This is a genomic window from Nocardioides sp. (genome assembly GCF_035697785.1).
Classification (GTDB): domain Bacteria; phylum Actinomycetota; class Actinomycetes; order Propionibacteriales; family Nocardioidaceae; genus Nocardioides_B.
In genome coordinates this window covers 1-25,898 of sequence record NZ_DASSCL010000168.1, presented here as the reverse complement: position 1 = coordinate 25,898, position 25,898 = coordinate 1, and the positions used below count along the sequence as shown (strand labels likewise).

General features: G+C 71.3%; 27 protein-coding genes. 15 read left to right on the top strand and 12 right to left on the bottom strand.

Annotation, left to right across the window (positions count from 1 at the left end):
• Nucleotide 1: 1 nt before the first annotated feature.
• The 7 genes from VFH10_RS17730 to clpS all read right to left on the bottom strand — a co-directional run bounded on the left by VFH10_RS17730 (nucleotide 2) and on the right by clpS (nucleotide 4,683).
• The gene (locus tag VFH10_RS17730; protein ID WP_325130968.1) at nucleotides 2-673 is read right to left on the bottom strand and encodes a lysophospholipid acyltransferase family protein; all 672 of its coding nucleotides are present in this window, start codon (nucleotides 671-673) and stop codon (nucleotides 2-4) included.
• 99 nt (nucleotides 674-772) lie between these two features.
• Complete coding sequence (locus VFH10_RS17725; RefSeq protein WP_325130966.1) at nucleotides 773-1,753, bottom strand: ribose-phosphate diphosphokinase; 981 nt, start codon at nucleotides 1,751-1,753, stop codon at nucleotides 773-775.
• Between the two features lie 180 nt (nucleotides 1,754-1,933).
• Nucleotides 1,934-2,881 (bottom strand): cysteine synthase, encoded by a 948-nt coding sequence (locus VFH10_RS17720; RefSeq protein WP_325130964.1) that lies wholly within the window; start codon nucleotides 2,879-2,881, stop codon nucleotides 1,934-1,936.
• A 7-nt stretch (nucleotides 2,882-2,888) separates the two neighbouring features.
• Nucleotides 2,889-3,203, bottom strand: a complete 315-nt coding sequence (locus VFH10_RS17715) for a MoaD/ThiS family protein (protein WP_325130963.1) — start codon at nucleotides 3,201-3,203, stop codon at nucleotides 2,889-2,891.
• A gap of 43 nt (nucleotides 3,204-3,246) precedes the next feature.
• Nucleotides 3,247-3,678, bottom strand: coding sequence for a M67 family metallopeptidase (locus VFH10_RS17710; RefSeq protein WP_325130962.1), 432 nt, complete (start codon nucleotides 3,676-3,678; stop codon nucleotides 3,247-3,249).
• A 101-nt stretch (nucleotides 3,679-3,779) separates the two neighbouring features.
• Nucleotides 3,780-4,364, bottom strand: a complete 585-nt coding sequence (locus VFH10_RS17705; protein WP_325130961.1) for a DUF2017 domain-containing protein — start codon at nucleotides 4,362-4,364, stop codon at nucleotides 3,780-3,782.
• A 43-nt stretch (nucleotides 4,365-4,407) separates the two neighbouring features.
• Nucleotides 4,408-4,683, bottom strand: coding sequence for an ATP-dependent Clp protease adapter ClpS (gene clpS, locus VFH10_RS17700; protein WP_325130984.1), 276 nt, complete (start codon nucleotides 4,681-4,683; stop codon nucleotides 4,408-4,410).
• A 76-nt stretch (nucleotides 4,684-4,759) separates the two neighbouring features.
• On the opposite strand from clpS, the gene VFH10_RS17695 reads away from it, so the two are divergent.
• The 5 genes from VFH10_RS17695 (at nucleotide 4,760) to VFH10_RS17675 (ending at nucleotide 9,447) form a co-directional block, all read left to right on the top strand.
• Nucleotides 4,760-6,049 carry a nicotinate phosphoribosyltransferase gene (locus VFH10_RS17695; RefSeq protein WP_325130960.1) on the top strand — a complete coding sequence of 430 codons (1,290 nt, stop codon included), beginning with the start codon at nucleotides 4,760-4,762 and terminating at the stop codon, nucleotides 6,047-6,049.
• Nucleotides 6,050-6,052: 3 nt separating this feature from the next.
• Nucleotides 6,053-6,838 carry an alpha/beta hydrolase family protein gene (locus tag VFH10_RS17690; RefSeq protein WP_325130959.1) on the top strand — a complete coding sequence of 262 codons (786 nt, stop codon included), beginning with the start codon at nucleotides 6,053-6,055 and terminating at the stop codon, nucleotides 6,836-6,838.
• Nucleotides 6,839-6,925: 87 nt separating this feature from the next.
• Nucleotides 6,926-7,501, top strand: coding sequence for an isochorismatase family protein (locus VFH10_RS17685; RefSeq protein WP_325130958.1), 576 nt, complete (start codon nucleotides 6,926-6,928; stop codon nucleotides 7,499-7,501).
• Between the two features lie 156 nt (nucleotides 7,502-7,657).
• Nucleotides 7,658-8,212, top strand: a complete 555-nt coding sequence (locus VFH10_RS17680; RefSeq protein ID WP_325130956.1) for a helix-turn-helix domain-containing protein — start codon at nucleotides 7,658-7,660, stop codon at nucleotides 8,210-8,212.
• Complete coding sequence (locus VFH10_RS17675) at nucleotides 8,209-9,447, top strand: MFS transporter (protein WP_325130954.1); 1,239 nt, start codon at nucleotides 8,209-8,211, stop codon at nucleotides 9,445-9,447. Before VFH10_RS17680 ends, VFH10_RS17675 begins: the two co-directional genes overlap by 4 nt.
• Here the strand turns inward: VFH10_RS17675 and VFH10_RS17670 are convergent.
• The 3 genes from VFH10_RS17670 to VFH10_RS17660 form a co-directional block, all read right to left on the bottom strand.
• Entirely contained in the window at nucleotides 9,437-10,003 is a 567-nt protein-coding gene (locus VFH10_RS17670) for a DUF1697 domain-containing protein (protein WP_325130952.1), read from the bottom strand. The two genes, VFH10_RS17675 and VFH10_RS17670, sit on opposite strands and share 11 nt — an antisense overlap.
• Nucleotides 10,004-10,091: 88 nt before the next feature.
• Nucleotides 10,092-13,043 carry a S8 family serine peptidase gene (locus VFH10_RS17665; RefSeq protein WP_325130950.1) on the bottom strand — a complete coding sequence of 984 codons (2,952 nt, stop codon included), beginning with the start codon at nucleotides 13,041-13,043 and terminating at the stop codon, nucleotides 10,092-10,094.
• A gap of 122 nt (nucleotides 13,044-13,165) precedes the next feature.
• Nucleotides 13,166-14,452, bottom strand: coding sequence for a homogentisate 1,2-dioxygenase (locus VFH10_RS17660; protein WP_325130948.1), 1,287 nt, complete (start codon nucleotides 14,450-14,452; stop codon nucleotides 13,166-13,168).
• 130 nt (nucleotides 14,453-14,582) lie between these two features.
• On the opposite strand from VFH10_RS17660, the gene VFH10_RS17655 reads away from it, so the two are divergent.
• The 10 genes from VFH10_RS17655 to VFH10_RS17610 all read left to right on the top strand — a co-directional run bounded on the left by VFH10_RS17655 (nucleotide 14,583) and on the right by VFH10_RS17610 (nucleotide 24,260).
• The gene (locus VFH10_RS17655) at nucleotides 14,583-15,527 is read left to right on the top strand and encodes a hypothetical protein (protein WP_325130946.1); all 945 of its coding nucleotides are present in this window, start codon (nucleotides 14,583-14,585) and stop codon (nucleotides 15,525-15,527) included.
• A complete protein-coding gene (gene fahA, locus VFH10_RS17650; RefSeq protein ID WP_325130945.1) occupies nucleotides 15,527-16,750 on the top strand; it encodes a fumarylacetoacetase in 1,224 nt (407 codons plus the stop codon). The genes VFH10_RS17655 and fahA overlap by 1 nt, the downstream gene beginning before the upstream one ends.
• Before the next feature lie 88 nt (nucleotides 16,751-16,838).
• Nucleotides 16,839-17,234, top strand: coding sequence for a hypothetical protein (locus VFH10_RS17645; RefSeq protein WP_325130943.1), 396 nt, complete (start codon nucleotides 16,839-16,841; stop codon nucleotides 17,232-17,234).
• A gap of 34 nt (nucleotides 17,235-17,268) precedes the next feature.
• A complete protein-coding gene (locus VFH10_RS17640; protein ID WP_325130941.1) occupies nucleotides 17,269-18,387 on the top strand; it encodes a flavin-containing monooxygenase in 1,119 nt (372 codons plus the stop codon).
• 45 nt (nucleotides 18,388-18,432) lie between these two features.
• Complete coding sequence (locus VFH10_RS17635; protein ID WP_325130939.1) at nucleotides 18,433-20,058, top strand: LuxR C-terminal-related transcriptional regulator; 1,626 nt, start codon at nucleotides 18,433-18,435, stop codon at nucleotides 20,056-20,058.
• Nucleotides 20,059-20,180: 122 nt separating this feature from the next.
• The gene (locus VFH10_RS17630; protein WP_325130937.1) at nucleotides 20,181-21,158 is read left to right on the top strand and encodes a hypothetical protein; all 978 of its coding nucleotides are present in this window, start codon (nucleotides 20,181-20,183) and stop codon (nucleotides 21,156-21,158) included.
• Nucleotides 21,155-21,775: a hypothetical protein gene (locus VFH10_RS17625; RefSeq protein WP_325130936.1), complete on the top strand. Its 621-nt coding sequence runs from the start codon at nucleotides 21,155-21,157 to the stop codon at nucleotides 21,773-21,775. Before VFH10_RS17630 ends, VFH10_RS17625 begins: the two co-directional genes overlap by 4 nt.
• 73 nt (nucleotides 21,776-21,848) lie before the next feature.
• Nucleotides 21,849-22,658 carry a transporter substrate-binding domain-containing protein gene (locus tag VFH10_RS17620; protein WP_325130935.1) on the top strand — a complete coding sequence of 270 codons (810 nt, stop codon included), beginning with the start codon at nucleotides 21,849-21,851 and terminating at the stop codon, nucleotides 22,656-22,658.
• Between the two features lie 38 nt (nucleotides 22,659-22,696).
• The gene (locus VFH10_RS17615; RefSeq protein ID WP_325130933.1) at nucleotides 22,697-23,491 is read left to right on the top strand and encodes an amino acid ABC transporter permease; all 795 of its coding nucleotides are present in this window, start codon (nucleotides 22,697-22,699) and stop codon (nucleotides 23,489-23,491) included.
• Nucleotide 23,492: 1 nt separating this feature from the next.
• Entirely contained in the window at nucleotides 23,493-24,260 is a 768-nt protein-coding gene (locus VFH10_RS17610) for an amino acid ABC transporter ATP-binding protein (RefSeq protein ID WP_325130931.1), read from the top strand.
• A gap of 29 nt (nucleotides 24,261-24,289) precedes the next feature.
• On the opposite strand, the gene VFH10_RS17605 is transcribed toward VFH10_RS17610, so the two are convergent.
• Nucleotides 24,290-25,078: an RDD family protein gene (locus VFH10_RS17605; RefSeq protein WP_325130929.1), complete on the bottom strand. Its 789-nt coding sequence runs from the start codon at nucleotides 25,076-25,078 to the stop codon at nucleotides 24,290-24,292.
• 109 nt (nucleotides 25,079-25,187) lie between these two features.
• Nucleotides 25,188-25,898 (bottom strand): 4-hydroxyphenylpyruvate dioxygenase (gene hppD, locus VFH10_RS17600; RefSeq protein WP_325130927.1); only part of this gene is annotated, 711 nt, incomplete at its 5' end.

The window sequence follows — 25,898 nt, the reverse complement described above, 5'->3', positions numbered from 1 at the left end:
ATTAGTCGACGGTGGCCGCGTGGTCGTTGTAGACCCCCGCGAACTGCTGGCCGGAGAGCCGCTGGATCGCGTTCATCACCTGGTCGGTGACCTCGCGGCGGGCGCGGCCGAGTGGCACGCCGTCGTACTGCTGCCGGAACCGCATCGGCTCCCCGAACCTGACGGTCACCTTGGCCAGCCGCGGCAGCCGCGAGCCGACGGGCTGCAGGTTCTGGGTGCCCGTCACCCCCACCGGTACGACGGGGGCGCCCGAGGTCAGCGCGAGGTGCGCGACGCCGGTGCGGCCGCGGTAGAGCCGGCCGTCGCGGGACCGGGTCCCCTCGGGGTAGATGCCGAACGCGCCGCCCTGGCTGAGCACGTCGAGCGCGATGTCGAGCGACGCGAGGGCGGACCTGCTGTCGTCGCGGTTGACCGGGATCATGCCGATGCCGGTGAACCAACCTCGGGAGATCGCTCCCTTGATCCCGGTGCCGGTGAAGTACTGCTCCTTGGCGAGGAAGGTGACCTTGCGGGGCGCGACGATCGGGATGACCAGCGAGTCGGCGAACGACAGGTGGTTGCTCGCCACGATGACCGGCCCGGTCGCCGGCAGGTTGTCGAGGCCCTCGACCGTCGGCCGCCAGATCGCCTTGGCCAGCGGCGGGACGACCGTGTGGGTGACCTCGTACAGCATGGGGCTCAGCCTTTCACGCCGGCCAGGCGGGCCGGCGCAGCAGCACCCCGGTCTCAGCTCCCGGAAGCGCGGGCGTGGCGCCGGCGCCCGGGTCTCGGTTCAGGCGGGGAAGGGCAGCCGCGGCTGCGGCGGGCCGAGCGTCGGGTCGACGCCGTCGAACATGCTGCTGATCGACTCTCCCGCGTGCACACGGGAGATCGCCTCCGCGAACAGGCCGGCCACCGACCGCACCTTGAGCTCCGGCCAGTCGGCGGGCGGGACGGTGTCGGTGGTGACCACCTCGTCGATCATCCGGTGGCCGCGCAGCCGGTCGACGGCCTTGCCGACGAACAGGCCGTGCGTGCAGGCGACCGACGCGCCCGTGCAGCCCATGTCCTCGAGCTTGTCGAGCAGCTCCACGATCGAGCCGCCGGTCGCGATCTCGTCGTCGAGCACCAGCGCCCGGCGACCGGCCACCTCGCCGACGATGTCGTCGATGACGACCCGGTCGTCGGCGAGCCGGCGCTTGCTGCCGGCCGCGACGGGTACGCCGAGCAGCCGGGCGAACTGGGTCGCGGTCTTGGCGTTGCCGAGGTCGGGCGACACCACCACGGTGTCGGAGAGGTCCTGGCCCTGGAAGTGATCGGCCAGCACGCCGAGCGCGGTCAGGTGGTCGACGGGGACCGAGAAGAACCCGTGCACCTGCGGAGCGTGCAGCGTCATCGTCAGCACCCGCGTCACGCCCGCGGTCAGCAGCAGGTCGGCGACCAGGCGGCCGCCCAGCGAGATCCGGGAGGCGTCCTTCTTGTCCGACCGCGCGTAGGCGTAGTGCGGGATCACGGCCGTGATCTGGGCCGCGCTGGCCCCCTTGGCCGCGTCGACCATCAGCAGCAGCTCCATCAGGTGCTCCTGGGTGGGCGGCACCAGCGGCTGCACGATGTAGACGTCGCGCTGCCGGCAGTTGGCCTGGAGCTGTGCCTGGAGACAGTCGTTGCTGAACCGGGTGATGTCCACCCCGGACAGGGTCACCCCGAGCGCGTCACAGATCGCGCCGGCCAGGGGACGATGGGCTGAGCCGCTGAAGACGACGATCTCACGCACGCGGCGCTCCGGTTGGTTCGTGGGTGTGTGGGACGGCGGCGTCACGATAACCCGCCGTACGGTGGCGTGCCTACGACTCGTCCAAACCGCTCGCCGCGCGCCCGTTGGTCGCGAACTGCACGTTCCGCAGCCCCGGGGCTGCGGTTGGGGACCAAACCGCAGGGGCAATGCCCCGGTGGATCAGGCCCAGAGCTGGCCCTCGAGGTGCTCCTCGGCCTCGTCGATGGTGCCCTCGTAGGCCCCGGTGGAGAGGTACTTCCAGCCGCCGTCGGCGACCACGAAGACGATGTCGGCGCGCTCGCCGGCCTTGACCGACTTGGCGGCCTGGGCGAGCGCGGCGTGCAGGATGGCGCCGGTCGAGATGCCGGCGAAGAGCCCCTCGAGCTCGAGCAGCTCGCGGACCCGGCGCACGGCGTCGCGGGGACCGACCGAGAACCGGGCGTCGATCAGGGTCTCGTCGTACAGCTCCGGGACGAAGCCCTCGTCGAGGTTGCGCAGGCCGTAGACGAGCTCACCGTAGCGGGGCTCGGCGGCGACGATCCGGACGTCCGGCTTGTGCTCGCGGAAGTACCGGCCGGCGCCCATCAGCGTGCCGGTCGTGCCGAGCCCGGCGACGAAGTGGGTGACCGTCGGCAGGTCCGCGAGCACCTCGGGGGCGGTTCCCTGGTAGTGCGCGAGCGCGTTGGCGGGGTTGCCGTACTGGTAGAGCATCACCCAGTCGGGGTGCTCCTCGGCGATCCCCTTCGCGACCCGGACCGCCTCGTTCGAGCCGCCCGCCGCGGGCGAAGATACGATCTCGGCGCCCCACATACGCAGCAGCTGGCGGCGCTCCACGGAGGTGTTCTCGGGCATCACGCAGACGAGGCGGTAGCCCTTGAGCCTGGCGGCCATCGCCAGCGAGATGCCGGTGTTGCCGGACGTCGGCTCGAGGATCGTGCAGCCGGGACGGAGGGTGCCGTCCTTCTCGGCCTCCTCGACCATCTTCAGCGCGGCCCGGTCCTTGATGGAGCCGGTGGGGTTCTGGTCCTCGAGCTTCGCCCACAGCCGTACGTCGGGGGTCGGCGACAGCCGCGGGAGCCCGACGAGCGGCGTGCCGCCGACTGAGGCGAGCAGCGAGTCGAAGCGCATGCGTGGGTCAGAAGGTGTCTGCGACGTCGAGGACGCGGCAGCCACCGGCCACCGCGGGGAGCACCACGACCTGGTCGCCGTCGTCGACCGACGTGCCGAGCCCGCCGGTGAACCGGACGTCCTCGTCGTTGACGTAGACGTTGACGAACCGGCGCAGGTCGCTCTCGCCGTCCCTGGCCTCGATGAGGCGTTCCTTGATCCCGGGGTGGTTGGACTCCAGGTGGTCGATCAGCTCGGCGAGCGTGGCGCCCTCCCCGGCGACGGCCTTCTCGCCGCTGGTGTAGGTGCGCAGGATGGTCGGGATGCGGACCTCGACTGCCATCAGTCGTACTCCTCGTCGTCTCGGGCGGGCCGTTTCGGCCCGATCAGCTGTCGGCGCGGGCCGTGACGGAGACTTCCTCCTCCGTCACCTGGCCGTTGACGATCCTGTAGGACCTAAACTCCACGGGCCCGTCGCTATTCCCGTGCTGGCGTGTGCTGACCAGCACGTAGTGGGCGTTCGGCTCCATCGCGAGGCCGATGTCGGTGCGGGACGGGTAGGCCTCGGTGTCGGTGTGCGAGTGGTAGATCACCACCGGCTCCTCGTCGCGGGCGTCCATCTCCTTGTAGAGCCCGAGCAGGTCGTGGCTGTCGAACTCGTAGAACGTGGGCGATCCCGCGGCGTTGATCATCGGCACGAACCGCTCGGCGCGGTCGGATCCCTCGGGGCCGGTGACCACGCCGCACGCCTCGACGGGGTGGTCCTTCCGGGCGTGGGCGACGATCGCGTCGTAGATGTCCTGGTCGATCCTCAACACGTACCGAGGGTAGGCGGGCGGCGGTGACGCACCCCACCCCCGGGCGCCTTGTCCGCATCGCGAGACGGTCCATCCCGACCGGTGTCGGGGGGTCAGCGGCGTCAGCGCGCGAGGGACGCGACCAGCGTCTCCTGCAGGTAGCCGACCCACTCGTAGATGTCGTGCACGTGGGTGCGTGGGTCCTCGTCGTCGAGCGACATCCAGAAGTCCTCGTCACCCTCCTCGACGCCGAGCCGGGTGGCGAGCGCGAGCCGCACGTCGGTGAACGACCGCATCCAGGTCGTCGCCTCCTCCCGGGTGAGCTCGACGTCGACGTGCAGCCCGTCCTCGGCCAGCTCGTGCGGCAGGCCGGCCTGCTCCAGGGTGTCGATGATCAGGACGGCCGAGCGCGCCTTGGCGTCGCGCAGCCCACCCTCGGTGAAGCGGCGGAACTCCCCCGCGGCCTCGGGGTCGTCGGGGTACGCCGTGGGGAACAGCCTGGCCAGCACCGGGTCGTCTGGCTCGGTGGTCGGACCGCTGAAGTCCAGCAGCTGCTCGAGGGGGTCGTTGGAACCGGTCGGCGCGGCCACCTCGTTGCGCAGCAGCTCGACGAGCTGCGAGGCAAGCGACCGGAGCAGGTCCGCCTCGAACCCGGTGAACGTCGCGACCGCCCCGCCGCCCCGACGCGGCTCGAACCCACCGCTCATCGCGGCGGCTCGAAGGGCTCGACCGGCTCAACCAACGGGGGCGTCACTCCGTCTTCTCCATCGTCGCCCAGAGTCCGTACTCGTGCATCGCCTGCACGTCGCGCTCCATCTCCTCACGGGACCCGTGCGACACCGTCGACTTGCCGTCCTGGTGCACCTCGAGCATCAGCTTCTCGGCCTTGCGCTTCGGGTAGCCGAAGTAGGTCTGGAACACGTAGGTGACGTAGGACATCAGGTTGACCGGGTCGTTCCACACCACCGTCGACCAGGGCCGGTCCACGACGAGCGCCTGGTCCGGCTCCTCGGTCTCGACAGGCATGGGGGTGGACACGTCCTCATCCTAGGAGCCTCCCGAGGAGCGGACTCGTTCCCCCACGCACCCTAGGCTGGCCGGCGTGACGACGGCCCTCCTCACCGACCACTACGAGCTGACGATGCTGCAGGCGGCTCTCGAGCACGGCACGGCCGAGCGCCGCGCGGTCTTCGAGCTGTTCCCCCGGGTGCTGCCCGCCGGCCGGAGGTACGGCGTCGTGGCCGGCGTCGGGCGGGCCCTCGACGCGGTCGAGCGGTTCGTCTTCGACGACGAGGCGATCACGACCCTGCGTGCCGGGGGTGTGGTCGACGAGCCGACGCTGGCGTGGCTGGCCGACTACCGGTTCCACGGCGACATCTGGGGCTACCCCGAGGGAGAGATCTACTTCCCGTACTCCCCGCTGATGGTCGTCGAGTCCACGTTCGCCGAGGCCGTGCTGCTCGAGACGGTCCTGCTGTCGATCCTCAACCACGACTCGGCGATCGCGTCGGCCGCCTCCCGGATGACCCTGGCCGCGGGCGAGCGGCCGTGCATCGAGATGGGGTCCCGTCGCACGCACGAGGAGTCGGCGGTGGCGGCCGCCCGGGCGGCGTACGTCGCCGGCTTCGCGAGCACGTCCAACCTGGCGGCCCGGCACCGGTACGGCATCCCCACGTCGGGCACCAGCGCGCACAGCTTCACGCTCCTGCACGACACCGAGCGGGACGCGTTCACCGCGCAGGTGGCGTCCCTCGGCTCGGGGACGACGTTGCTGGTGGACACCTACGACGTACGCGAGGCCGTGCAGGCGGCGGTTGAGGTCGCCGGCACCGACCTCGGCGCCGTCCGGCTCGACTCGGGAGACCTCGGGGTGCTCGCCCACGAGGTGCGCGCCCAGCTCGACCGGCTCGGGGCGACCGGGACCCGGATCATCGTCACCTCCGACCTCGACGAGCACGCCATCGCCGCGTTGTCGTCCGCGCCGGTCGACGGCTACGGCGTCGGCACCTCGCTGGTCACCGGCAGCGGGCACCCGACCTGCGGCTTCGTCTACAAGCTCGTCTCGCGCGAAGGGGCGGACGGCGCGATGGTCGACGTGGCGAAGACCAGCACCAACAAGATCTCGATCGGCGGTCGGAAGTACGCCCTGCGCCGGCGCAACCGCAACGGCGTGGCGGAGGCCGAGGTGGTCGGCATCGGCACCCCGCCGGTCGACGACGGCGACGACCGCGCGCTCCTCGTGCCGCTGGTCCGCGACGGCGAGATCATCGGCCGCGAGGACCTCGACACCATGCGGGCCCGGCACCTCGCGGCGCGTGCGGAGCTGCCGATGCCGGCCCGGCAGATGTCGCGCGGCGAGCCGGTGATCCCCACCGAGCACGTGGCGGGCTGAGACATGGCGCTGCTCACCGTCGACTTCTTCTCCGAGGCCCTGGAGCTCGGCACCTCGCTGACCGTCGTGCTGCCCCAGCCGACCCAGGCGCAGATCGGCATCGCGTCCGCCGACGCTCAGGACCAGGAGTCGCCGGACCCGCCGGTGCTGTACCTGCTGCACGGGATGTCCGACGACCACACCGCCTGGCTCCGCTACACCTCGATCGAGCGCTACGCCACCCAGCGCGGGCTCGCCGTGGTCATGCCTGCGGTCGGGCGCAGCTTCTACGCCAACGAGGCGCACGGGCACGCCTACTGGGACTTCCTGTCCGAGGAGCTGCCCGCCGTGGTCGGCAGGTTCTTCCGGGTCTCCGCCCGTCGTGAGGACACCTTCGTGGCCGGGCTCTCGATGGGCGGGTACGGCGCGCTCAAGTGGGCGCTGCGGCAGCCGGAGCGGTTCGCGGCGGCGGCCAGCATGTCGGGCGCACTCGACGTCGTGGCGCTGGCCACCCTTGCCGAACGCAGCGAGCTGCCCGACCGGATCTACGGCGGCGTCCCCGGACCCGGGGAGGACCTGTTCGCAATGCTCGCCGACGCCGACCCCGACGCGCTGCCCTCGCTGTACGTGGCGTGCGGCACCGAGGACCACCTGTTCGCCGGCAACACCCGTTTCGTCGACGCGGCGTACGAGAAGGGGCTCGACGTCGAGGTGAACTTCCGACCCGGCGAGCACGAGTGGGGGTTCTGGGACACGGAGATCCAGACGGTCCTGGCCTGGTTGCCGCTGGACGCGCCGGCCAGACCCTGAACCCGCCGGCCGGGGCTCCGGCCCCGGGGCGAGGGGCCTCCGCTCGACGTCCTTCCCCGCTCGATCCGCCGTCGCTAGGGTCGCAGCATGAAGCGTGCGCTGATCGTCGTCGACGTCCAGAACGACTTCTGCGAGGGCGGCAGCCTCGCCGTCACCGGCGGCGCCGAGGTGGCCTACCGGATCGGCACGATGCTCCACCACTGGACCCAGAAGGACCCGAAGGCGCCGGCGTACGACGTCGCGGTCGCCACCCGCGACCACCACATCGACCCGGGGGCGCACTTCAGCGACGACCCCGACTTCGTCGACAGCTGGCCGCGGCACTGCGTGGTCGGCACCGACGGCGAGGCCTTCCACCCCAACCTCGACCCGCAGCCCTTCGACGCGGTGTTCCTCAAGGGCGAGCACGCCGCGGCCTACTCGGGCTTCGAGGGGAGGTGCGCCGACGGGTCGACCCTCGCCGACTGGCTCCGCTCGCACGACGTCACGCACGTCGACGTGTGCGGCCTGGCCACCGACTACTGCGTGCGGGCGACCGCCCTCGACGCGGCCAAGGAGGGCTTCGACACGACCGTGCTGGGGTCGCTGTGCGCCGGCGTCGCCCCGGAGACGACCAAGGCCGCCCTCACCGACCTGACCCAGGCCGGCGTCCACGTGAGCTGACCCCAAAGCCGCGCGAGGAGTCACCAACTCAGGCTCGTGGGCGGCGTGTCGCTGCACGCGTGACCCCTCGATCCACGACCTCCCAATAACTGTTTGACAGTGGCCGGTCGCTGCGGTAGAACACTCCAAGAGTTCTTTGGCAGTAAGGGGTCGGGCATGGCTGACAAGCAGGCCGAGGCACGCAGCGTGTCCTCGATGCGCGCCACCGCGCACCCGGTGCGGCTGCAGATCCTGTCCCTGCTGACCGGTGCCGACATGAGCGCCGCGGAGATCGCCCGCGAGCTCGACATCACCCACGCCAACGCGTCGTACCACCTCCGCTTCCTGGCCGGCACGGGCCTGGTCGTGGAGGCGGGCGAGGAGAAGATCAGGGGAGGCGTCGCCAAGCGATACCGGCACCCCTGGGACGCGGAGCTCAAGGACCCGAAGGCCACGGCCGAGGACCGCGGTCTCTACGTCCGCGCCATGGCCGAGGAGCTGGTGCGACGCGCGACGCTGCGCAAGTCCCGGACCCCGACCCGGTTGACCGACGCCGAGCTGTGGGTGACACCCGAGACCTGGAAGCAGGTCCAGTCGCTGGTCGAGGAGGCCTCGCAGCTGGTCCACGCCGAGGCGAAGCCGCCGCGCACGCCCGGCACCCTGCACGTCAACATGACCGCAGCGACGTTCGAGATGGACGACTCGCCCACGAGCCACACGGGGGACGCATGACCTGGAAGGCCGCCTTCGCACCGCTGGGCTACCGCAACTTCGCCTGGTACTACGCCTCCCGCTTCGTCGACACGCTCGGCTCCAACATGGCCCACGTCGCGCTGGCCTTCGCCGTGCTCGAGATCGGCAACGCCACCGCCGTCGGGCAGGTGCTGGCGGCGCGCACCATCCCCCTGGTGGTGTTCATGCTGTTCGGCGGCGTGATCGCGGACCGGTTCCCCCGCGCAGTGGTCATGCAGCTGTCCAACCTGGTCGCGGCGTTGACCTGGGGGGTGATGGCGTACCTCTTCATCACCGGCTCGGCCGAGCTCTGGATGATCCTGGTGCTGGCGGCCGTCAACGGCACCTCCGACGCGGCCGGCTTCCCGGCGATGGCCGGCATGGTGCCGCAGCTCGTGCCACGCGAGCAGCTGCAGCCCGCCAACGCGCTGCTGTCACTTTCCCGCGGCGGCCTCACCATCCTCGGGCCGACGATCGGCGCGCTGTTCGTGGTCACGGTCGGACCCGGCTGGGCGCTCGCCGTCAACGCCCTGACCTGGGTGGTGGCCTCGATCCTCCTCGTGCCCGTCACTATTCCGCCGCGCCCACCGAAGGAGGAGCAGACCAGCACGTTCCAGGAGCTGCGCGAGGGCTGGACCCTGTTCCGGACCACGACCTGGCTGTGGGTGGTGGTGCTCGCGTTCGGCTTCCTCAACGCCATCCACGCCGGCGGCCTCCTCACGTTGGGCCCGGCGATCGCCAAGGCGACGTTCGGCGAGCAGGGCTGGGGCCTGGTGCTCTCGGCCGAGTCGGCGGGCTTGCTGGCGATGACAGTGATCCTGCTGCGGGTCAAGCTCCGACGACCGCTGCTGACCGGGATGCTCGGCTGCGCACTCTTCGGGGTGCCCCTGATCGTGCTCGGCGCGCAACCGCACCTGCTGACGATGGTGATCGTGATGTTCGTGGCCGGCGCCGGGATCGAGGTCTTCTCGATGGGCTGGAACCTCGCGATGCAGGAGAACATCGAGGACTCGATGCTGTCGCGGGCGTACTCCTACGACGCCCTCGGCTCGTTCGTCGCGATGCCGATCGGCCAGCTCGCCTACGGCCCGCTCGGCGAGGCCTTCGGCCACCGCGACGTGATGCTCTGGAGCGGCGTCGCCTACATCGCGATCGCCCTGCTGGCGCTGACCTCCAGGTCGGTCCGCAACCTGGAGCGCGCGCCGTCGGCCCCGGCCACCACGGTCACGTCCTGACCCGACCGTCCCCGGTCCACCGTTCGGCCACGGCCGCGATCACCGTGAGGTTGCGGTTGGTGCCGCGCGCGAGCGCCTTGCCGAACGCGCCGAGGAGCTTCGCCTGCTGGGACGGGCCGTCGAGCCAGACGTGCACGGCCCGCCCGATCACCAGGCCGGCCTCCCCCGGCCGGTCCCAGGCAGCGATGGCGGCGGCCACGTCGCCGGTGGGCGCGTCGCCGGTCTTGAACAGGTGCACGTAGCGCCGCTCGCCGGTGGCGTTGCCCTGGGGCGGGACCGCGGCCAGCGCGTCGTCGTAGACCTGCCGGAGCTGCGCCATCGTGAACGCGATGGTGGGCACCTCGAAGCCGTACCTCTCCAGCAGCAGCTCCTCGAGCAGCTTCTCCACCTTGGCGACCGAGCGCATCGAGGTGCCGACCCGCACGTTCCCGGTCTGGATGTGGGTCTCGACGTCCCGCAGACCGGCCTCGGCCAGGCAGGTGCGGAGGTCGGCCATCGGGACCTTGTGGTGGTTCCCCAGGTTGATCGCCCGGAGGAACGCGACGTACGTCGGCACGCTCCTCATCCTGCACCCCGAGCCCCGTGTCCGCGCCGGCGCGACACGGCCGGGGCGGTCCGCCCGCCGCGGCCGGTCGCGTCCCGACCTACCCGGTGACCCCCACGATGGTCGCGGCCCGGTCGACCGCTCCGTCGCTGTAGACGACCCGGCCGAGGTAGCGGGTGCCGGCCGTCAGCCCGGACCAGTTGAACGTCACGTCGACCGGCTGGCCGGTGCTGACCGTCGCCGGAGCGGTCACGGTCGCGTTGCCGGCCGAGCTGCCGTCCAGCTGCCAGGAGAACAGCGTGATGTCGTTGGTCGCCGCGTCCGAGTCCCAGTTGTGCACGAAGACTCGGTACTGGCCGGCCGGCGGGTTGGACAAGGTCACGGTCTCGTCGGACGACCCGGTCGCACTCGCCCCGACGAGCGCGCCGGCGCGGTAGACGAACAGGTCGATGTCGTCGACCGCGGCGCTCGAGGCGTCCGCGAACGTCGACCACCTGGCCAGCGTGCGTCCGGCGGGGAGATCGAACGTGTACGCCTTCACCGACGGGTTGGCGACGTTCGACTCCGGGTCGTCAACGTTGAAGTTGCCGGCCTGTCCGTCCGCGTGCGTGCTCGTCTGCGTCGTCGCCGCCACGAGCCCGTCCACGCGGGTCGCCAGAGTGCCGGTGTAGCCGGGCGTGACCTGCCAGGTCCGGCTGCCCGCGGTGCCCGTGACCGCGACCGCGGCCGGTGCGGCGATCGCCACCGGGCGCACGGCGATCGGGCTGCGTACGTCGTACCCGCCACCGGACCACGTGATCGACCCGTGCTGGAACTGGCCGAAGGCGGCGTCGGTCCGGGTGAGCGTCACCTGGTATGACGCGGTGCCGCCGGGCGGCAACGACAGCGACGTGGGCGAGACCGTCGCGGTGTGGCCGGGCGGTGCCTGGACCTGGGCGGTGACGTCGAGCCGCCCTCCCGACACGTTCGTCACCGAGCGCGTGACCGTCTGCGACCCCGCCAGCGCGCCGATCGCGATCGACGGGTAGTTCAGGTCGCTCGGGTCCCGCGGGGTTGCGGGTGTCGTGTCCCCGCACAGCGCGCACTGGCCGGCGCCGGCCGCGAAGCTGCGCCAGTCCTGCCGCCCCGCGTCGTACACGAGTCCGGGGTCGGCCGCGGAGTTCGGCACCACCTGGCCGGACCCGAAGTCGAACGGCGTGCCGGCGATGGGCGAGCCGTTGTTGCGGGCCTGCGCCGCGGTGGTCATCAGCGCCGACTTGATGGCGGCCGGCGACCAGTTCCCGTGCAGGTCGGTGAGGAGTGCGCCGATGCCCGCGATGTGCGGGCTCGACATCGACGTACCACTGTAGAAGTCGAAGTCCCGGCCGAAGTTCGACGGCGGCGCGACCGCGGCGAGGACGTCGACGCCGGGCGCCATCACGTCCGGCTTGAGCAGGTCGCCACCGGTGGCGGCGGCGGGACCCCTGGAGGAGAAGTCGGCGACATCGGGCGCCGGGACGCCGAACACGAGCTGCCCGGCCGACAGGCTCGCGGTGGCACCCGCGGTGCCGGCGTAGCCGACGATCGCCGCGCCGTCGACCTCGTTGACGTGCACGGTGGGCACGAAGTGGAGGTCGGCGTTCACCGAGCTGGGGGTCTCGTTGTAGAGCACCATCCCGACGCCACCGGCCCGCTCGACCTCCTGGCTCTTCGCGATGCGGGCGTTGACGCCGCGCGCACAGGTGACGATCTTGCCGGCCACCTGCGCCGGGTCGAGGGTGTCGGCGAAGCACAGCTGCACGTCACGCGTGGGGACGCCGGCGAGCCCGACCGCGGTCGAGTTGACCAGCGGCGCGGGACCGACCGCGGCCGTGATCGACTTGCCCTGGAAGGTCGTGCCGTTGCCCAGCGTCACCGAGCCCTGGCCGTCGCGGTCGTGGGTGCCCGCCGCCACGGTGGTCAACCACGGGCTGTTGTGGGCCACGGTGGAGGCACCGGGCCCGTTGTTGCCTGCCGAGGCGGCGACGAAAACGCCGGCGCTGGCCGCGTTGAAGAAGGCGTTCTCGACGGGGTCGGCGAAGGTGTTCGCGAGCGAGCCGCTGATCGAGTAGTTGATGACGTCGACACCGTCGGCGACCGCTGCGTCGATGGCGGCGACGCTGTCCACCGTGCCGCAGCCGCCCGCGTCGCCGTTCCAGCAGACCTTGTAGATCGCGAGCCTCGCGCCGGGCGCCATCCCGCTGATCCGGCCGAAGTCGAGTCCCTCGACCCGGGCACGCACCCGGGAGTTGCCGGCGGCCGTGCTGGCGGTGTGCGACCCGTGGCCGCTGCCGTCGCGGGGCGAGAGGAACTCGCCGGGGAGCAGGTCCTGCGGCGGGAACGTCTGGTTGAAGTACTTCGCGACCACGACCTTGCTGTTGCACGTGGTAACCGGGAACTGCTCGCCCGGCATGCAGTCGCCGCGGAACCGGCTGGGCGGGCGACGGTCCTCGCCGGCGAAGCTGCGGCTCTCCGGCCAGATGCCGGAGTCGACGATGCCGACCAGGGTGCCGCGGCCCGCGTCACCGTCACGCCCGCCGGTCTGGTCCCAGAGCCCACCGCGTTGGTTGAGGCCGAGGAAGGTCGGCGTGCGCTGGGTGTCCATCTTGTGGATCCGGTTGCGGGTCACCGCCGTCACGCCCGGGGCGCGGCGCAGCTCGTCCGCGGCACTCCGGGACATCCGTACGGCCACGCCGTTGAGCGCGACCCGGTAGCGGTAGACGACCCGCTCGCCGCCGATCCGAGCGAGGGCACGGTCCTGACGTCGGGTCAGGAACCGGCCGTAGCGCTGGGCGGCGGCCGACCGCACGTCGACCTTGGCGCCCTTTCGCGGGGCCGTGCGGGCGTAGCCGCGCACTCCTCCCGTGTAGGCGGCGATCGGGCGCTCGTCGAGCTGGACGATGTAGAGCCGGCGCGGCCCGTTCGGGGCCGCGGCGCTCTGGGCGGTGACTGCGGTCAGGCCTGCGGTCAGCAGGCCCCCGGCCGCGAGGAGCGCGACGCTGCGGCGGCGCGCGGTCGTGCGTGAGATGGACACCCCGTGTCTCCCCTCGCTGACGGCGACTGCGAAGAGCGGTCGCGAGCGGATGTGATGTGGCTCACTCAACTCCTCGTGGCCAGCCCGCGGTAGTAAAGAAGCCTACGACTTTCGGGAGGGTCTCAGGAGTTCGAGTAGACCGCCGGCCCACCGTCCGGCCCCGCCGCACCGGGCCCGCGTCCAGCCCAGGTCCACGCGTACGCCGGGTCCTCCGCCGCCAGCGCCCCCTCCCCCAGGTCCAGCGGCTTGAACGTGTCCACCATGACCGCCAGCTCGTCGAAGTACTCCGCACCCAACGACGCCTCGATCGCCGAGGGCTGCGGCCCGTGCGCGTAGCCGCCGGGGTGCAGCGACACCGATCCGATGTTGATGCCCGACCCCTTCCGGGCCTCGTAGTCGCCTCCGACGTAGAACATCACCTCGTCACTGTCGACGTTGGAGTGGTAATACGGCACCGGCACCGAGTCGGGGTGGTAGTCCACCTTGCGCGGACAGAAGTTGCAGATCACGAAGTTCCAGCCCTCGAAGACCTGGTGCACCGGCGGCGGCTGGTGCACCTTGCCGGTGATCGGCATGAAGTCCTCGACGTTGAAGGTGTAGGGGTACAGGCAGCCGTCCCAGCCGACCACGTCGAACGGGTGCGTCGCATAGGTCATCCGGCTGCCGACCAGACCGCCCTGCGCGTGCTGGCCGCTCCCCCGGTGCTTCACCAACACCTCGACGTCGGTGCCCTCGACCAGGAACGGCTCGTCGGGTCCGTAGAGGTCGCGCTCGCAGTACGGCGCGTGCTCGAGCATCTGCCCGAACCGGGAGAGGTAGCGCTTCGGCGGGTGGATGTGGCTGTTCGCCTCGATCGCGTACAGGCGACAAGCCTCGGCGGGAACCCACCGGTGCGTGGTCGCGCGCGGCACGATGACGTAGTCGCCGGTGCGGTAGGGCACCACACCGAACACCGTCTCGACGACGCCGGACCCCTCCTGCACGTAGACGCACTCGTCACCCACGGCGTTGCGGTAGTACGGCGAGGCGCCGCCCGCGACGACGTACGAGATCCGCACGTCGCCGTTGCCGAGCACCAGCCGGCGGTGCTCGACCGGGTTGCGGGTCTCGACGGGCTCGACCACCGAGGAGCCGGGTTCGGCCACCGCGGAGGCGGGCTCGTCGAACAGCGTGTGCAGCTTGAGGTGCCGCGGCTTCAGGGGGTGGTTCGAGGTGAGCGTCAGGTCGGGCAGCTCCCAGACCTGGCTGTCGACGATCGCCGACGGGACACCGGCGTGGTAGAGCAGCGAGGAGTCGGAGGAGAATCCCTCCTCCCCCATCAGCTCCTCGTAGCGCAGCGCGCCCTGCGCGTCGCGGAAGACTGTGTGCCGCTTGCCCGGCACCTCTCCGACCTGACGGTAGTGGGCCATGTCGCTCCTTGGTTGTCGAGCCTGTCGAGACACGGGGTCGAGCCGGCGAGCCCGGTCCGGGGCCCGGTCGAGCATGTCCTGTTATCGGACGAATGTGTCCGTTGAGTCACTCCTGCGCTAGCCTCGCACCGTGCCCGACTTCCCGGCAACCCCGACCGGACCGACGAGGCCGGATCCGCGCGGACTCCCGGCACCGTACGTCGGACTGGTCGACGACGCAGCGATCTTCCCGCCCGGCAACAGCCCGCTCGACGCGGCCGTGACCGCCTGGCACGAGCGCCGGGACGAGCCCTGGTCGTCTCTGGTCGGGTGCTTCGTGGTGTCCGACCAGCGGCTGCCCGAGCTCGGCGACGCGATCGACGCCGCCGGGCTGACCGACGACCGGCCGCTGCCGGTCAGCGTGGTCGTGGGCGGCGGTGCCGGGGCGGTCGCCCCGGCGGCCAGCAGCGCACGACGGATGCGGGGCGTGCGGCTGGTCGGCGTGGAAGTCGCGCTGCGCGACCCGGACGACCTGTTCGGCAACGCACGCCGGGTCGTGACCGCCGTCGACCAGGCCCGGGACCACGGCGCCATCGACGACGACGTGACCGTGCACGTCGAGCTCCCGCAGGGACCGACCACCCACGGCTGGCTTGCCGCCGCCGACGAGGTGGCCGCCGCGGAGCTGCGGCTGAAGTACCGCACCGGCGGCGTCGACGCCGACCGGTTCCCCTCCGTGGACGACCTCGCCTCGTGGATCGACGCAGCCCTCGACCGGGAGACGCCGTTCAAGTGCACGGCCGGTCTGCACAACGCGGTGCGGCACACCGACCCGGAGACCGGGTTCACCCACCACGGGTTCCTCAACGTGCTCGCCGCGACCCGCGCCGCCCTCGACGGGGGTGACGTCCGCGCGGTGCTCGACGAGCGGGACGGACCGGCCCTCGCCGCCGCGCTGCCCGACCTCGACACCCTGGCCCGCACCCGCCGATGGTTCATGTCGTTCGGCTCGTGCAGCGTGCTCGAGCCGTTGCAGGACCTCGTCACCTTGGGGCTGGTCCCCGACCCCGACCCACGAACCAACCAGGAGTCCTGATGCCCGCCCGCCAGACCTGGGTCGACGGTGCCGCCGGCTCGTCGTACGACGTCGACAACCTGCCCTACGGGGTGTTCAGCCATTCCTCGTGGGAGGGCGAGCAAGGCCGGGTGGGCGTCCGGATCGGTGACCACGTGCTCGACCTGGCGCCCGTCGCCGCCGCCGAGATGCTCGAGGTGGCGCACGTGTTCGAGGCACCCGCGCTCAACCCGCTCCTCGCGCTGGACCGGGCGCACTGGTCCGGCGTACGACGCTGGATCGTCTCCCTGCTCACCGACGAGGCCGAGCGCGGCCTGGTGGAGCCGCACCTGCTGCCCGTCGACGAGGTGACGCTCTCGATGCCGTTCGAGGTCGCCGACTACGTGGACTTCTACTGCTCGCTCGACCACGCCTCCAACGTCGGCAAGATCTTCCGCCCCGACGCCGAGCCGCTGCTGCCCAACTGGCGACACCTGCCGGTGGGCTACCACGGCCGCGCTGGCACCGTGGTGGTCAGCGGCACCGACGTGCGCCGCCCGTGCGGACAGCGGAAGGCGCCCGACCAGGACCAGCCCACCTACGGGCCGACCGGCCGGCTCGACATCGAGTGCGAGCTCGGCTTCGTGGTCGGCGCCCCGTCGGCGCAGGGCGAGCGGGTCGCGACCTCCGCCTTCGAGGAACACGTGTTCGGCGTGCTGCCGCTCAACGACTGGTCTGCCCGCGACATCCAGGCCTGGGAGTACGTCCCGCTCGGGCCGTTCCTCGGCAAGTCGTTCGCGACGTCGGTCGCCGGGTGGGTCACCCCTCTCGAGGCGCTCGACGCCGCCCGCGTCGACCTGCCTGCCCAGGACCCCGCCCCGCTCGACTACCTGGCGGTCGGGCCAGGAGCCGGCTACGACATCGCCTTCGAGGTGCTGCTCAACGGCGAGACGGTGGCGCGACCGCCGTACTCCTCGATGTACTGGTCGCCCGCGCAGATGCTGGCGCACATGACCGTCAACGGGGCGAGCCTGCGCACCGGCGACCTGTTCGCGTCCGGCACCGTCAGTGGGGCCGAGCGCGACCAGCGCGGCTCGTTCCTGGAGCTGTCCTGGGGCGGCAGGGAGCCGTTCGGCGGCCCGGACTCCCAGCGGACCTTCCTGGAGGACGGCGACACCGTCACGCTCCGCGCGACCGCCGCGGGCACGCTCGGCGGGCGGATAGCGCTCGGCGAGGTCACCGGGACCATCACGCCGGCGGCCTGACTGCAACGATCGCCCCATCTCGGCGACGAGCCGGGATGGGTGGAACTGCCGACGCGGTCACGGCGGTCCCGCACCTAGCGTTCCGGCCATGAACGTCGGCGACATCCCGGTCTTCGCGGGTGTGCTCTCCACCGTGATCTTCGCGGGGAGCACGCTGCCGATGCTCGCCAAGGCCCACCGGACCCGCGACCTGGCGTCGTACAGCATGGGCAACATCGCGCTGGCCAACCTGGGCAACGCGGTGCACTCGGCGTACGTGTTCAGCCTCCCGCCCGGCCCGATCTGGGCGCTGCACATGTTCTACATCCTCACCAGCGCGACGATGCTGGTCTGGCGGATTCGGTACCACGCCCCGCGACGGGAATCCGCGGCGCGCCGCTCCCGCCACCTCGCGGACGGCCGCGCGGGATGCGTGAACCTACCCATCGACCCGCCCACGAAGATGGTCGGTTCTCCCGACGCGGGCGCGCCGGCCGCCCCCTAGTTTTCTGGCAACCGCAACTCGTCAGGAGAACGTGATGACCAGTCAGCACATCGAGACCCTCATCATCGGCGCCGGGCAGGCGGGGCTCTCCACGGGCTACCACCTGCAGCGCCGCGGCCGGGACTTCCTCGTCCTCGACTCCAACGACCGCGTCGGGGACAACTGGCGGCGCCAGTGGGACTCGCTGCGGCTCTACACGCCTGCGAAGTACGACGGCCTGCCGGGCCTGCCGTTCCCGGCGGCCGACTGGCACTACCCCGGCAAGGACGAGGTCGCCGACTACCTGGAGACCTACGCCCTCGCACACGACCTGCCGGTGCGGATGAGCACACGGGTGAAGCGGCTGAGCCGCCACGGGGACGGCTACCGGGCCGAGGTCGAGGACGGCGCGATCACGTGCGACAACGTCGTGGTGGCCACGGGTTCCTTCGGGCGCACCCCGCTCATGCCGGACGCCGCCGCCGACCTCGACCCGGGCATCCTGCAGATGCACTCCAGCGAGTACCGCCGACCCGAGCAGCTGCGTCCCGGTGCCGTGCTGGTCGTCGGTGCCTCGCACTCGGGCACCGACATCGCCTACGAGGTCGCCGACTCCCACCCGACGGTGCTGTGCGGTCGCGACTGCGGCGAGCTCCCGGTGCAGCTCGAGTCCCGACGGGCACGGGCGACCCTTCCGCTGATCGTGTTCGTGTTCCGGCACGTCCTGACCCGGCGTACGCCGATGGGACGCAAGGAGATGGACGAGGTGCGCTTCCACGGTGGCCCGGCGCTTCGGGTCAAGCGTGCGGACCTCGAGAGCCGCGGCGTGACCAGGACCGAGGCGCGTGTCACGGGGGTGGTGGGTGGCCTGCCGGAGCTCGGGGACGGCACGGTGGTGGACGCGACGAACGTCATCTGGTGCACCGGGTTCCGGCAGGTCTTCGACTGGATCGACCTCCCCGTCTTCGACGCCCGCGGCTGGCCCGTCGAGTACCGCGGCGTCGTCGACGCGGCTCCGGGACTGTTCTTCTGCGGTCTCAGCTTCCAGTTCGCGTTCTCGTCGATGATCTTCCCCGGCATCGGCCGGGACGCCGACTTCGTGGCCCAGCGGATCACCGAGCGGATCGCCCAGCGTGCGTCCACCCGTCCACGCTCGGCCTCCGTCGCGGCCTGACCGGTGCCGGCCGCGCGCGTATTCTTCGACGGGGAGGAGTGCGCCATGGGCGTGGTCGAGGAGCTGGTGAGGGCCCGCGATGCGTACGACCGTCGGGACTGGCTGTCGGCGTACGAAGGTCTGTCCGAGGTCGGGCCCGACGCGTTGACGGCCGCCGACTTCTTCCGGCTGGCCACCGTGGCATTCCTCCTCGGGCACAGGAACGACTGCGTCCAGGCGATGCAGCGGGCGCACCGGCTGCACCTCGACGCCGGAGACCTGGTCGCCGCCGCGCGCTGCGGCCTCTGGCTGGGGATGGTGCTCGAGCTCGCCAACGAACCGGCCGTCGCCGGTGGCTGGGTGTCACGCTCCGAGCGGCTGCTGGACCAGGTCGCCGACGACGTGGTGGAGCGGGGCTACCTCCTGATCGACCGGATGTACGGACATGTCTTCTCCGGGGCGATGGACCAGGCGCTCCCGCTGGCGACCGAGGCGGAGGGCTACGGCCGGCGTTTCGGGGACGCCGACCTGACGGCGCTCGCAGTCTCGTCGGTGGGTCGGATGCTCATGCACACCGGCAGGGTGCCGGAGGGACTTGCGCGCCTCGACGAGTCCATGACCGGGATCGCGGCCGGCGAGGTCGGCCCGTTGGTCGCGGGGACGGTCTACTGCTCGATGATCGAGGGATGCCAGGAGGTCGCCGACTTCGACCGGGCGGCGGAGTGGACGACGATGCTGACCCGCTGGTGCGAGGACCAGCCGGGCCTGGTCCCGTTCACGGGTCAGTGCGCGGTGCACCGGGGCCAGATCATGCGGGTGCGCGGCGCGTACGACGCCGCGCTCGAGGAGCTCGAGCGGGCGCTGGTCCGCTACGACCTGGCCGGCGCGGGTCCCGCGGTCGGGCTGGTCTGGGCCGAACGCGGCGAGGTGCTGCGCATCCGCGGCGACCTCGCCGGGGCGGAGTCGGCGTTCGAGCACGCCGTCGCCCACGGCCACGAGCCGCAGCCGAGCCTTGCCCTGCTCTGGCTGGACCAGGGGCGGTTGTCCGCGGCGACGGCCGTCGTCGAGCGGCTCATGTCGGAGGTCGGAGACCCGGTCGCGCGGGCCCGGCTGCTCCCGGCGGCCACCGAGATCCGGCTCGCCGCCGGCGCGCTGGACGAGGCCGCGGCGAGCGCCGAAGAGCTCGTCCGACTGGCCGCGGAGTTCCGGTGCGCCGGGCTCCAGGCCGCCGCCGACCATGCCCTCGGCAGCGCCCTCGGAGCCCGCGGTGACCTGGCCGGGGCGGTGCCGCACCTGCGCCGGGCGGCACGGCTCTGGACCCGGCTGGAGGCGCCGCTTGAGACGGCCCGCACCCGGACGGTCCTGGGACAGGCCTTCCGAGGGCTCGGGGACGAGGCCTCCGGGATCGCCGAGCTGACCGCGGCCCGGCGTACCTTCGGCGAGATCGGCGCGCTGCCGGCCGAGCGGGAGGTTGCCGCCCTGCTCGCGCCGACGGCTCCCGCCGGGCTCACCGCCCGGGAGGTCGAGGTGCTCCGACTCGTCGCCGCCGGGCGCAGCAACCCCGAGATCGCCACCGAGCTGGTGCTCAGCGAGAAGACCGTCGCCCGGCACCTCAGCAACATCTTCGCCAAGCTGGACGTGCGGTCCCGGACCGCCGCGGCCGCGTTCGCCTACGAGCACCACCTGGTCTGAGGTCGCGCCTGGCAGGGCTTCCGCGACCGCCGAACCCGGGCATAAGGTACGGGGAGCCAGTTTCGGGACGGGTCCCGTCGGCCGCGCCTCGGTCCCCGTCGTGCACAAGGGGGCACCAGCACGTGAAGCACACCACCCGCGTCGTCGCCACGTTGGGAACCGCAGCCGGGATCGTCCTGAGCGGGGCGTTGCTGTCGCCGGCAGCCGCCTGCTCGCTGACCGGCAACTGCGACAGCACGCCGACGCCGCAGTCGGACGGCCGCACCATCACCGTGAGCGTGACCGGGACCTTCGTCGGCGGCGGCAGCGACGGCAGTGGCGGGTCGGGCAGCACGTCCGTGTCCGTGCCGACGCCATGCTGGTACTCCCAGGGCAAGACCGGCAAGGAGTTCGCCGAGTGGTACGAGGACCCCGCCAACCAGCAGATGTTCCACGGCGTCGGCGGGGTTGACCCCTACCCCGGCTACGAGAAGCACCGCAACGACACCAAGGGGCACTGGTACAGCTCGTCGTGCTCGAGCGAGACGTTCGGAGACGACATGGACGCGTTCTTCGACTACGCGAACGAGTGGTTCGCCGAGAACGAGTCCGTCTACGTGCCGGACGGCGAGCAGCCGCCGGTCCCGCCGATCCCGCCGGAGATCCTGCTGCAGGCGGCCCGGGACGCGATGACGCTGCCCGAGCCCACGTTCGACTGGAACCCGAAGATCGCTGGTGGCGGCGCGTCGCTGGTGAACCTCGACACCTGGTTCTGGGTCGACGGCAACCACCCCGACACCGGCACGGTCACCGCGAGCGCCGGCGGCAACTCGGTCACGGTGAACGCCGACCTCGACGGTGTCGAGTTCGCCGCGCCCACGGCCGGCGCCGTCACCTGCGCAGACGGCGGATCCCCCTGGTCGCCGGCGACCGCGGCCAGCGACTGCACGCTGACGTTCACCCGCTCGGACGCCGCCACCCCGGTGACCGCCACCAGCGTGTGGACGCTCAGCTGGACGGCCAACGGCGTTCCGCAGGGTCAGCTGGAGGCGATGTCGGCCTCCGCCCAGGGCGAGGTCCCTGTGCAGGAGTCGCAGGCCCTCGTGCGCGCGGTCTCGTGACGAGGTCACTGCGACGCCTGGTCGCGCCCGTCGTACCGTTGCTCGCGGTCGGCCTGCTCGTCACCGGGTGCGGCTCCGACGAGCCGTCGTCGGCGGACCCGCCCCGCATCGGCGACGACGACACGTCGGCAACCGCCGAGCCGAGCCCCGAGCCAAGCGCGTCGGAGGAGGCGCTGCCGACCGCCGTCCCCGAGGTGGGTCTGGAGCTGAGCTACGCCGAGTCCGTCAACGCTCGCGAGCGTCAGGCGATGGCGGCCTATGCCACGTTCGAGGAGGCGGTACGCCGCACGCTGCGCACGGCCGAGCTCGACCCGCGGCTCCAAGACGTCGCGGCCGAGCCGGTGGTGGACGGCTTCCGGAGCTCGGTGCGGCACCTGCGCAGCAACGACATCCGGTTCGAGGGCACCGCCCGTGCGGACGTCGACGTGGAGGCCACGCGGGGTCAGTTCGTGTCGCTGTCGGTCTGCCTCGACGGCACGGACGTGCGGCAGATGCAGGCAGGCGAGCCGGTGCCGCTCGACGGCCGTGAGCGCGGGCTGGTCCGGGCGTTGATGTTCCTCTCCCCCGACCGGTCCTGGGTCGTCAACGAGTACCGCGAGCTCGACCTGCCCTGCTGACGCGGCGGTCCGGCCGCAGCTTCCGGTGGGACACGTGTGCGTCCGCTCCGGCGGGTCACCTAATGTGACCGGCATGAACACTCGTCTTGGGACCATCGTCATCGCCGCCGCGCTCGCCGTGTCCACGGCATCCTGCGCCGCGAATACCGACACGACCGAGCTCGAGGGCGGCGAGCAGCTCGTCGCCGCGGAGAAGCTGACCGTCTGCACCCACCTGCCCTACGAGCCGTTCCAGTTCCAGGAGGCTGGCGAGGTGGTCGGCTTCGACGTCGACCTGATGGACCTGGTCGCCGAGGAGCTCGGGGTCGAGCAGACCATCGTGAACACGCCGTTCGAGACCATCGAGACCGGGCAGGCCATGAGCACCGGCAAGTGCGACATCGCCGCCGCCGGGATGACCATCACCGAGGAGCGCGCCCGGGTGATGGACTTCGCCGACCCCTACTTCCAGGCGACCCAGGCCCTGCTGGTGAAGAAGGGATCGGGCTTCGACTCCCTCGAGTCGCTGTCCGGTGAGACGGTCGCCGTCCAGGCGAACACCACCGGCAAGGCGTACGCCGAGGAGAACGCCCCCGACGACGTCGAGCTCAAGACCTTCGAGGACCTCGCGCTGCTGACCAGCGCCGTGAAGACCGGCGACGTTGCGGCCGGCGTCAACGACAACGGGGTGCTCTACGACTTCGCCGAGCAGAACCCCGACACCGAGGTGACCGCGGAGTTCGACACCGGCGAGGAGTACGGCTTCGCGGTCGCCAAGGACGGCAACGACGCGCTCCTCGACACCGTCAACGAAGTGCTCGAGAAGGCCAAGTCTGACGGCACCTACGAGGAGATCTTCCGGAAGTACTTCCCGGACGCCGAGCTTCCCGACTTCGTCAACTGAACCTTCCCGCCCCACCCGTCGAGCGCGAGGAGACCCCGATGGCGATGAGCCCGCGGAAGCGAGCACGGGTCTCGCGCGGCATCCAGTACGTCGTACTCGCCCTGCTCGTGCTCGCGGCGGTGCTGCTGGCCGACTGGGCCACGATTCGGGAGCAGTTCTTCCAGATCGACATCATCGCGGGGATGCTCCCCGAGGTCCTCACGGTGGCGCTGAAGAACACCGTCCTCTACACGGCGTGCGGGTTCACGTTCGGGCTGGTGCTCGGGCTGGTCCTGGCGCTGATGCGGCTGTCGTCCGTGGGCCCCTACCGCTGGATCGCGACCGGATTCATCGAGTTCTTCCGCGGCCTGCCGGCGCTCGTCGTGTTCATCGCGCTCAGCGTCGGCGTGCCGATCGCCTTCCCGGGCCGGGAGGTCCCGGGCGGCGTGCTGGGCATCGCCACGGTCGCCCTCGGCCTGGTCGGCGGTGCCTACATGGCCGAGACGATCCGGGCCGGCATCCAGGCGGTGCCCAAGGGCCAGCTCGAGGCGGCGCGCTCGCTCGGCATGTCCCACTCACGAGCGATGCTGTCGATCGTGATCCCGCAGGCGTTCCGGATCATCCTGCCGCCCCTGACCAACGAGCTGATCCTGCTCACCAAGGACTCCTCGCTGGTGTACCTGCTCGGCTACACGGCCTCGTCGGTGGAGCTCGCGGCGTTCGGTCGCGAGGTGCTGAACCAGGAGAACAACTTCACCCCGTTGATCGTGATCTCGGTCTGCTACCTGTTCATCACGGTGCCGCTGGCCATCGTCGTACGCCGGATGGAAGCCCGCGCGGAAAGGGCCCGCTGACATGACCACCAACGACACCGAGCTCGAGCCCGACCGCAACGCGGCGGCCATCGACGTGCAGGAGCTGCACAAGTACTTCGGCGACAACGAGGTGCTCAAGGGCATCGACTTCCACGTCGACCAGGGACAGGTCGTCTGCGTCATCGGACCGTCCGGCTCCGGGAAGTCGACGCTGCTGCGCTGCGTGAACCGGCTCGAGGAGCCGACGTCCGGGCGGATCCTCGTCGAGGGCATCGAGATCACCGACCCCGACGTCGACGTCGACAAGGTGCGCAGCCGGATCGGCATGGTGTTCCAGCAGTTCAACCTGTTCCCGCACCTGAGCGTGCTGCGCAACCTGACGATCGCCCAGCAGCGGGTGAAGGGACGAGACAAGGCGGCGGCCGTCGAGGTGGCCCGGCGCAACCTCGAGAAGGTGGGCCTCGCCGAGCGCGAGGACGCCTACCCGGCACACCTGTCGGGGGGCCAGCAGCAGCGCGTCGCGATCGCCCGGGCGCTGTCGATGGACCCCGACATGATGCTCTTCGACGAGCCCACGAGTGCCCTCGACCCGGAGCTGGTCGGCGACGTGCTCGACGTGATGAAGGACCTCGCCCGCGAGGGCATGACGATGATGGTCGTCACCCACGAGATGGGCTTCGCCCGCGAGGTCGGGCACAAGCTCGTCTTCATGGACGGCGGCGTCATCGTCGAGGAGGGCGACCCCCGGGTCGTGCTGGCCGACCCGCAGCACGAGCGCACCCAGGCGTTCCTGTCGAAGGTGCTCTGAGCCGACCGCCCGTCCGGCGGCGCGGCGGGTCAGACGCTGCCGCGCTGCCGCACCACGTTGGTCGCGGCGACCTTGTCGTGGAGCGCCTGCTTCTTGGAGTCCCACAGCGGCCACAGACCGTCGACCAGCGGCCACAGGCCGGCGATGCCGCCGATCACCGGCACCGTGGCGACGATGGCGTACCAGAACTGGCTGCCCCAGCGCTTGAGGATGGTGCCCCACGACATCTGGCCCGGCGTCTCGCGGAGCCGGACCCGCATGCCGAGCGCCAGCTTGCCAGGCGTCGCGGCCTTCCACCGCAGGAAGCCCGCGTGGTACACCAGCGACACCACCAGCCCGATCAGGCTGACCACCGCCAGCGGTCCGGTGATCTCGGCCATCAGCTCGGACTGGTCCGGCGCGGCTCCGCCCGACTCGGCCGCGTCCAGGGCCTGGGAGATGAAGTCGCCGTAGGCGTCGAAGACATCCCGCATCCACGGGAACGCGATGACCGCGCTGATCACGCCGACGATGACCGCGTCGATGAGGTATGCCGCGACGCGCAGCCACCAGCCCGCGAGCTCCTGCCCGTCGGGCGTCGTGGCCACGGCCGGCCGGCCCGCGTCGGCGTACGGCGACATCGGTGCGTACGCCGGGGCCGAGCCGTAGCCGGGCTGCCCCTGCGGCGCCTGCCCCAGAGGCGCCTGCCCCATCTGGGGCTGGCCCACCGGCGGCTGCACGTGCTCGGTCCACTGCCGGCCGTCCCAGTAGCGCTGGCCCTTCGGCTCCGGGGCCTGCGGGTCCGGGTCGGGGTACCACCCCGCGGGGATCTGGGTCATGCCCGAATCCTTCCATGCCGATGTCGGTATGCCTGGCGTGACACCTGGGTCACCCCAGGCATACCGACATCGGTGGGTTCTGCATCCGCTGCAGGCTGCGGGGTGGCGCTCAGAGGTTGCCGCGAGCCTCCTGCTCGCGCTCGATCGCCTCGAAGAGGGCCTTGAAGTTGCCCTTGCCGAAGCCGAGCGAGCCGTGGCGCTCGATGAACTCGTAGAACACCGTCGGCCGGTCGCCCATGGGCTTGGTGAAGATCTGGAGGAGGTAGCCGTCCTCGTCGCGGTCGACGAGGATCTTGCGCTTCTTCAGCTCCTCGATCGGCACGCGGACCTTGCCGATCCGCTCGCGCAGCTCCGGGTCGTCGTAGTAGGAGTCCGGGGTGTCGAGGAACTGGATCCCGTTCTCGCGCAGGATGTCGACGGTGCGCAGGATGTCGCCCGTGGCGAGCGCGATGTGCTGGCAGCCGGCGCCGGCGTAGAACTCGAGGTACTCGTCGATCTGCGACTTCTTCTTCGCGATCGCCGGCTCGTTGAGCGGGAACTTCACGCGGTGGTTGCCCGATGCCACCACCTTCGACATCAACGCCGAGTAGTCGGTGGCGATGTCGTCGCCGATGAACTCGGCCATGTTCGTGAACCCGAGCACCTTGTTGTAGAACTCGACCCACTCGTCCATCCGACCGAGCTCGACGTTGCCGACGCAGTGGTCGACCGCCTGGAAGAGCCGCTTGGGGTGGCCCTCGCGGCGGGTCACCGTGGTCGTGGCGGCGGCGTAGCCGGGCAGGTACGGGCCGTCGTACCGCGAGCGGTCGACGAGCGTGTG

Bases quoted from the DNA above. Each gene is read 5' to 3' on its own strand.
- VFH10_RS17730 (WP_325130968.1), bottom strand. From the start codon at position 673: ATGCTGTACGAGGTCACCCACACGGTCGTCCCGCCGCTGGCCAAGGCG.
- VFH10_RS17720 (WP_325130964.1), bottom strand. From the start codon at position 2,881: ATGCGCTTCGACTCGCTGCTCGCCTCAGTCGGCGGCACGCCGCTCGTC.
- VFH10_RS17715 (WP_325130963.1), bottom strand. From the start codon at position 3,203: ATGGCAGTCGAGGTCCGCATCCCGACCATCCTGCGCACCTACACCAGC.
- VFH10_RS17705 (WP_325130961.1), bottom strand. From the start codon at position 4,364: ATGAGCGGTGGGTTCGAGCCGCGTCGGGGCGGCGGGGCGGTCGCGACG.
- clpS (WP_325130984.1), bottom strand. From the start codon at position 4,683: ATGCCTGTCGAGACCGAGGAGCCGGACCAGGCGCTCGTCGTGGACCGG.
- VFH10_RS17690 (WP_325130959.1), top strand. From the start codon at position 6,053: ATGGCGCTGCTCACCGTCGACTTCTTCTCCGAGGCCCTGGAGCTCGGC.
- VFH10_RS17685 (WP_325130958.1), top strand. From the start codon at position 6,926: ATGAAGCGTGCGCTGATCGTCGTCGACGTCCAGAACGACTTCTGCGAG.
- VFH10_RS17680 (WP_325130956.1), top strand. From the start codon at position 7,658: ATGGCTGACAAGCAGGCCGAGGCACGCAGCGTGTCCTCGATGCGCGCC.
- VFH10_RS17675 (WP_325130954.1), top strand. From the start codon at position 8,209: ATGACCTGGAAGGCCGCCTTCGCACCGCTGGGCTACCGCAACTTCGCC.
- VFH10_RS17660 (WP_325130948.1), bottom strand. From the start codon at position 14,452: ATGGCCCACTACCGTCAGGTCGGAGAGGTGCCGGGCAAGCGGCACACA.
- fahA (WP_325130945.1), top strand. From the start codon at position 15,527: ATGCCCGCCCGCCAGACCTGGGTCGACGGTGCCGCCGGCTCGTCGTAC.
- VFH10_RS17645 (WP_325130943.1), top strand. From the start codon at position 16,839: ATGAACGTCGGCGACATCCCGGTCTTCGCGGGTGTGCTCTCCACCGTG.
- VFH10_RS17640 (WP_325130941.1), top strand. From the start codon at position 17,269: ATGACCAGTCAGCACATCGAGACCCTCATCATCGGCGCCGGGCAGGCG.
- VFH10_RS17635 (WP_325130939.1), top strand. From the start codon at position 18,433: ATGGGCGTGGTCGAGGAGCTGGTGAGGGCCCGCGATGCGTACGACCGT.
- VFH10_RS17620 (WP_325130935.1), top strand. From the start codon at position 21,849: ATGAACACTCGTCTTGGGACCATCGTCATCGCCGCCGCGCTCGCCGTG.
- VFH10_RS17615 (WP_325130933.1), top strand. From the start codon at position 22,697: ATGGCGATGAGCCCGCGGAAGCGAGCACGGGTCTCGCGCGGCATCCAG.
- VFH10_RS17610 (WP_325130931.1), top strand. From the start codon at position 23,493: ATGACCACCAACGACACCGAGCTCGAGCCCGACCGCAACGCGGCGGCC.
- VFH10_RS17605 (WP_325130929.1), bottom strand. From the start codon at position 25,078: ATGACCCAGATCCCCGCGGGGTGGTACCCCGACCCGGACCCGCAGGCC.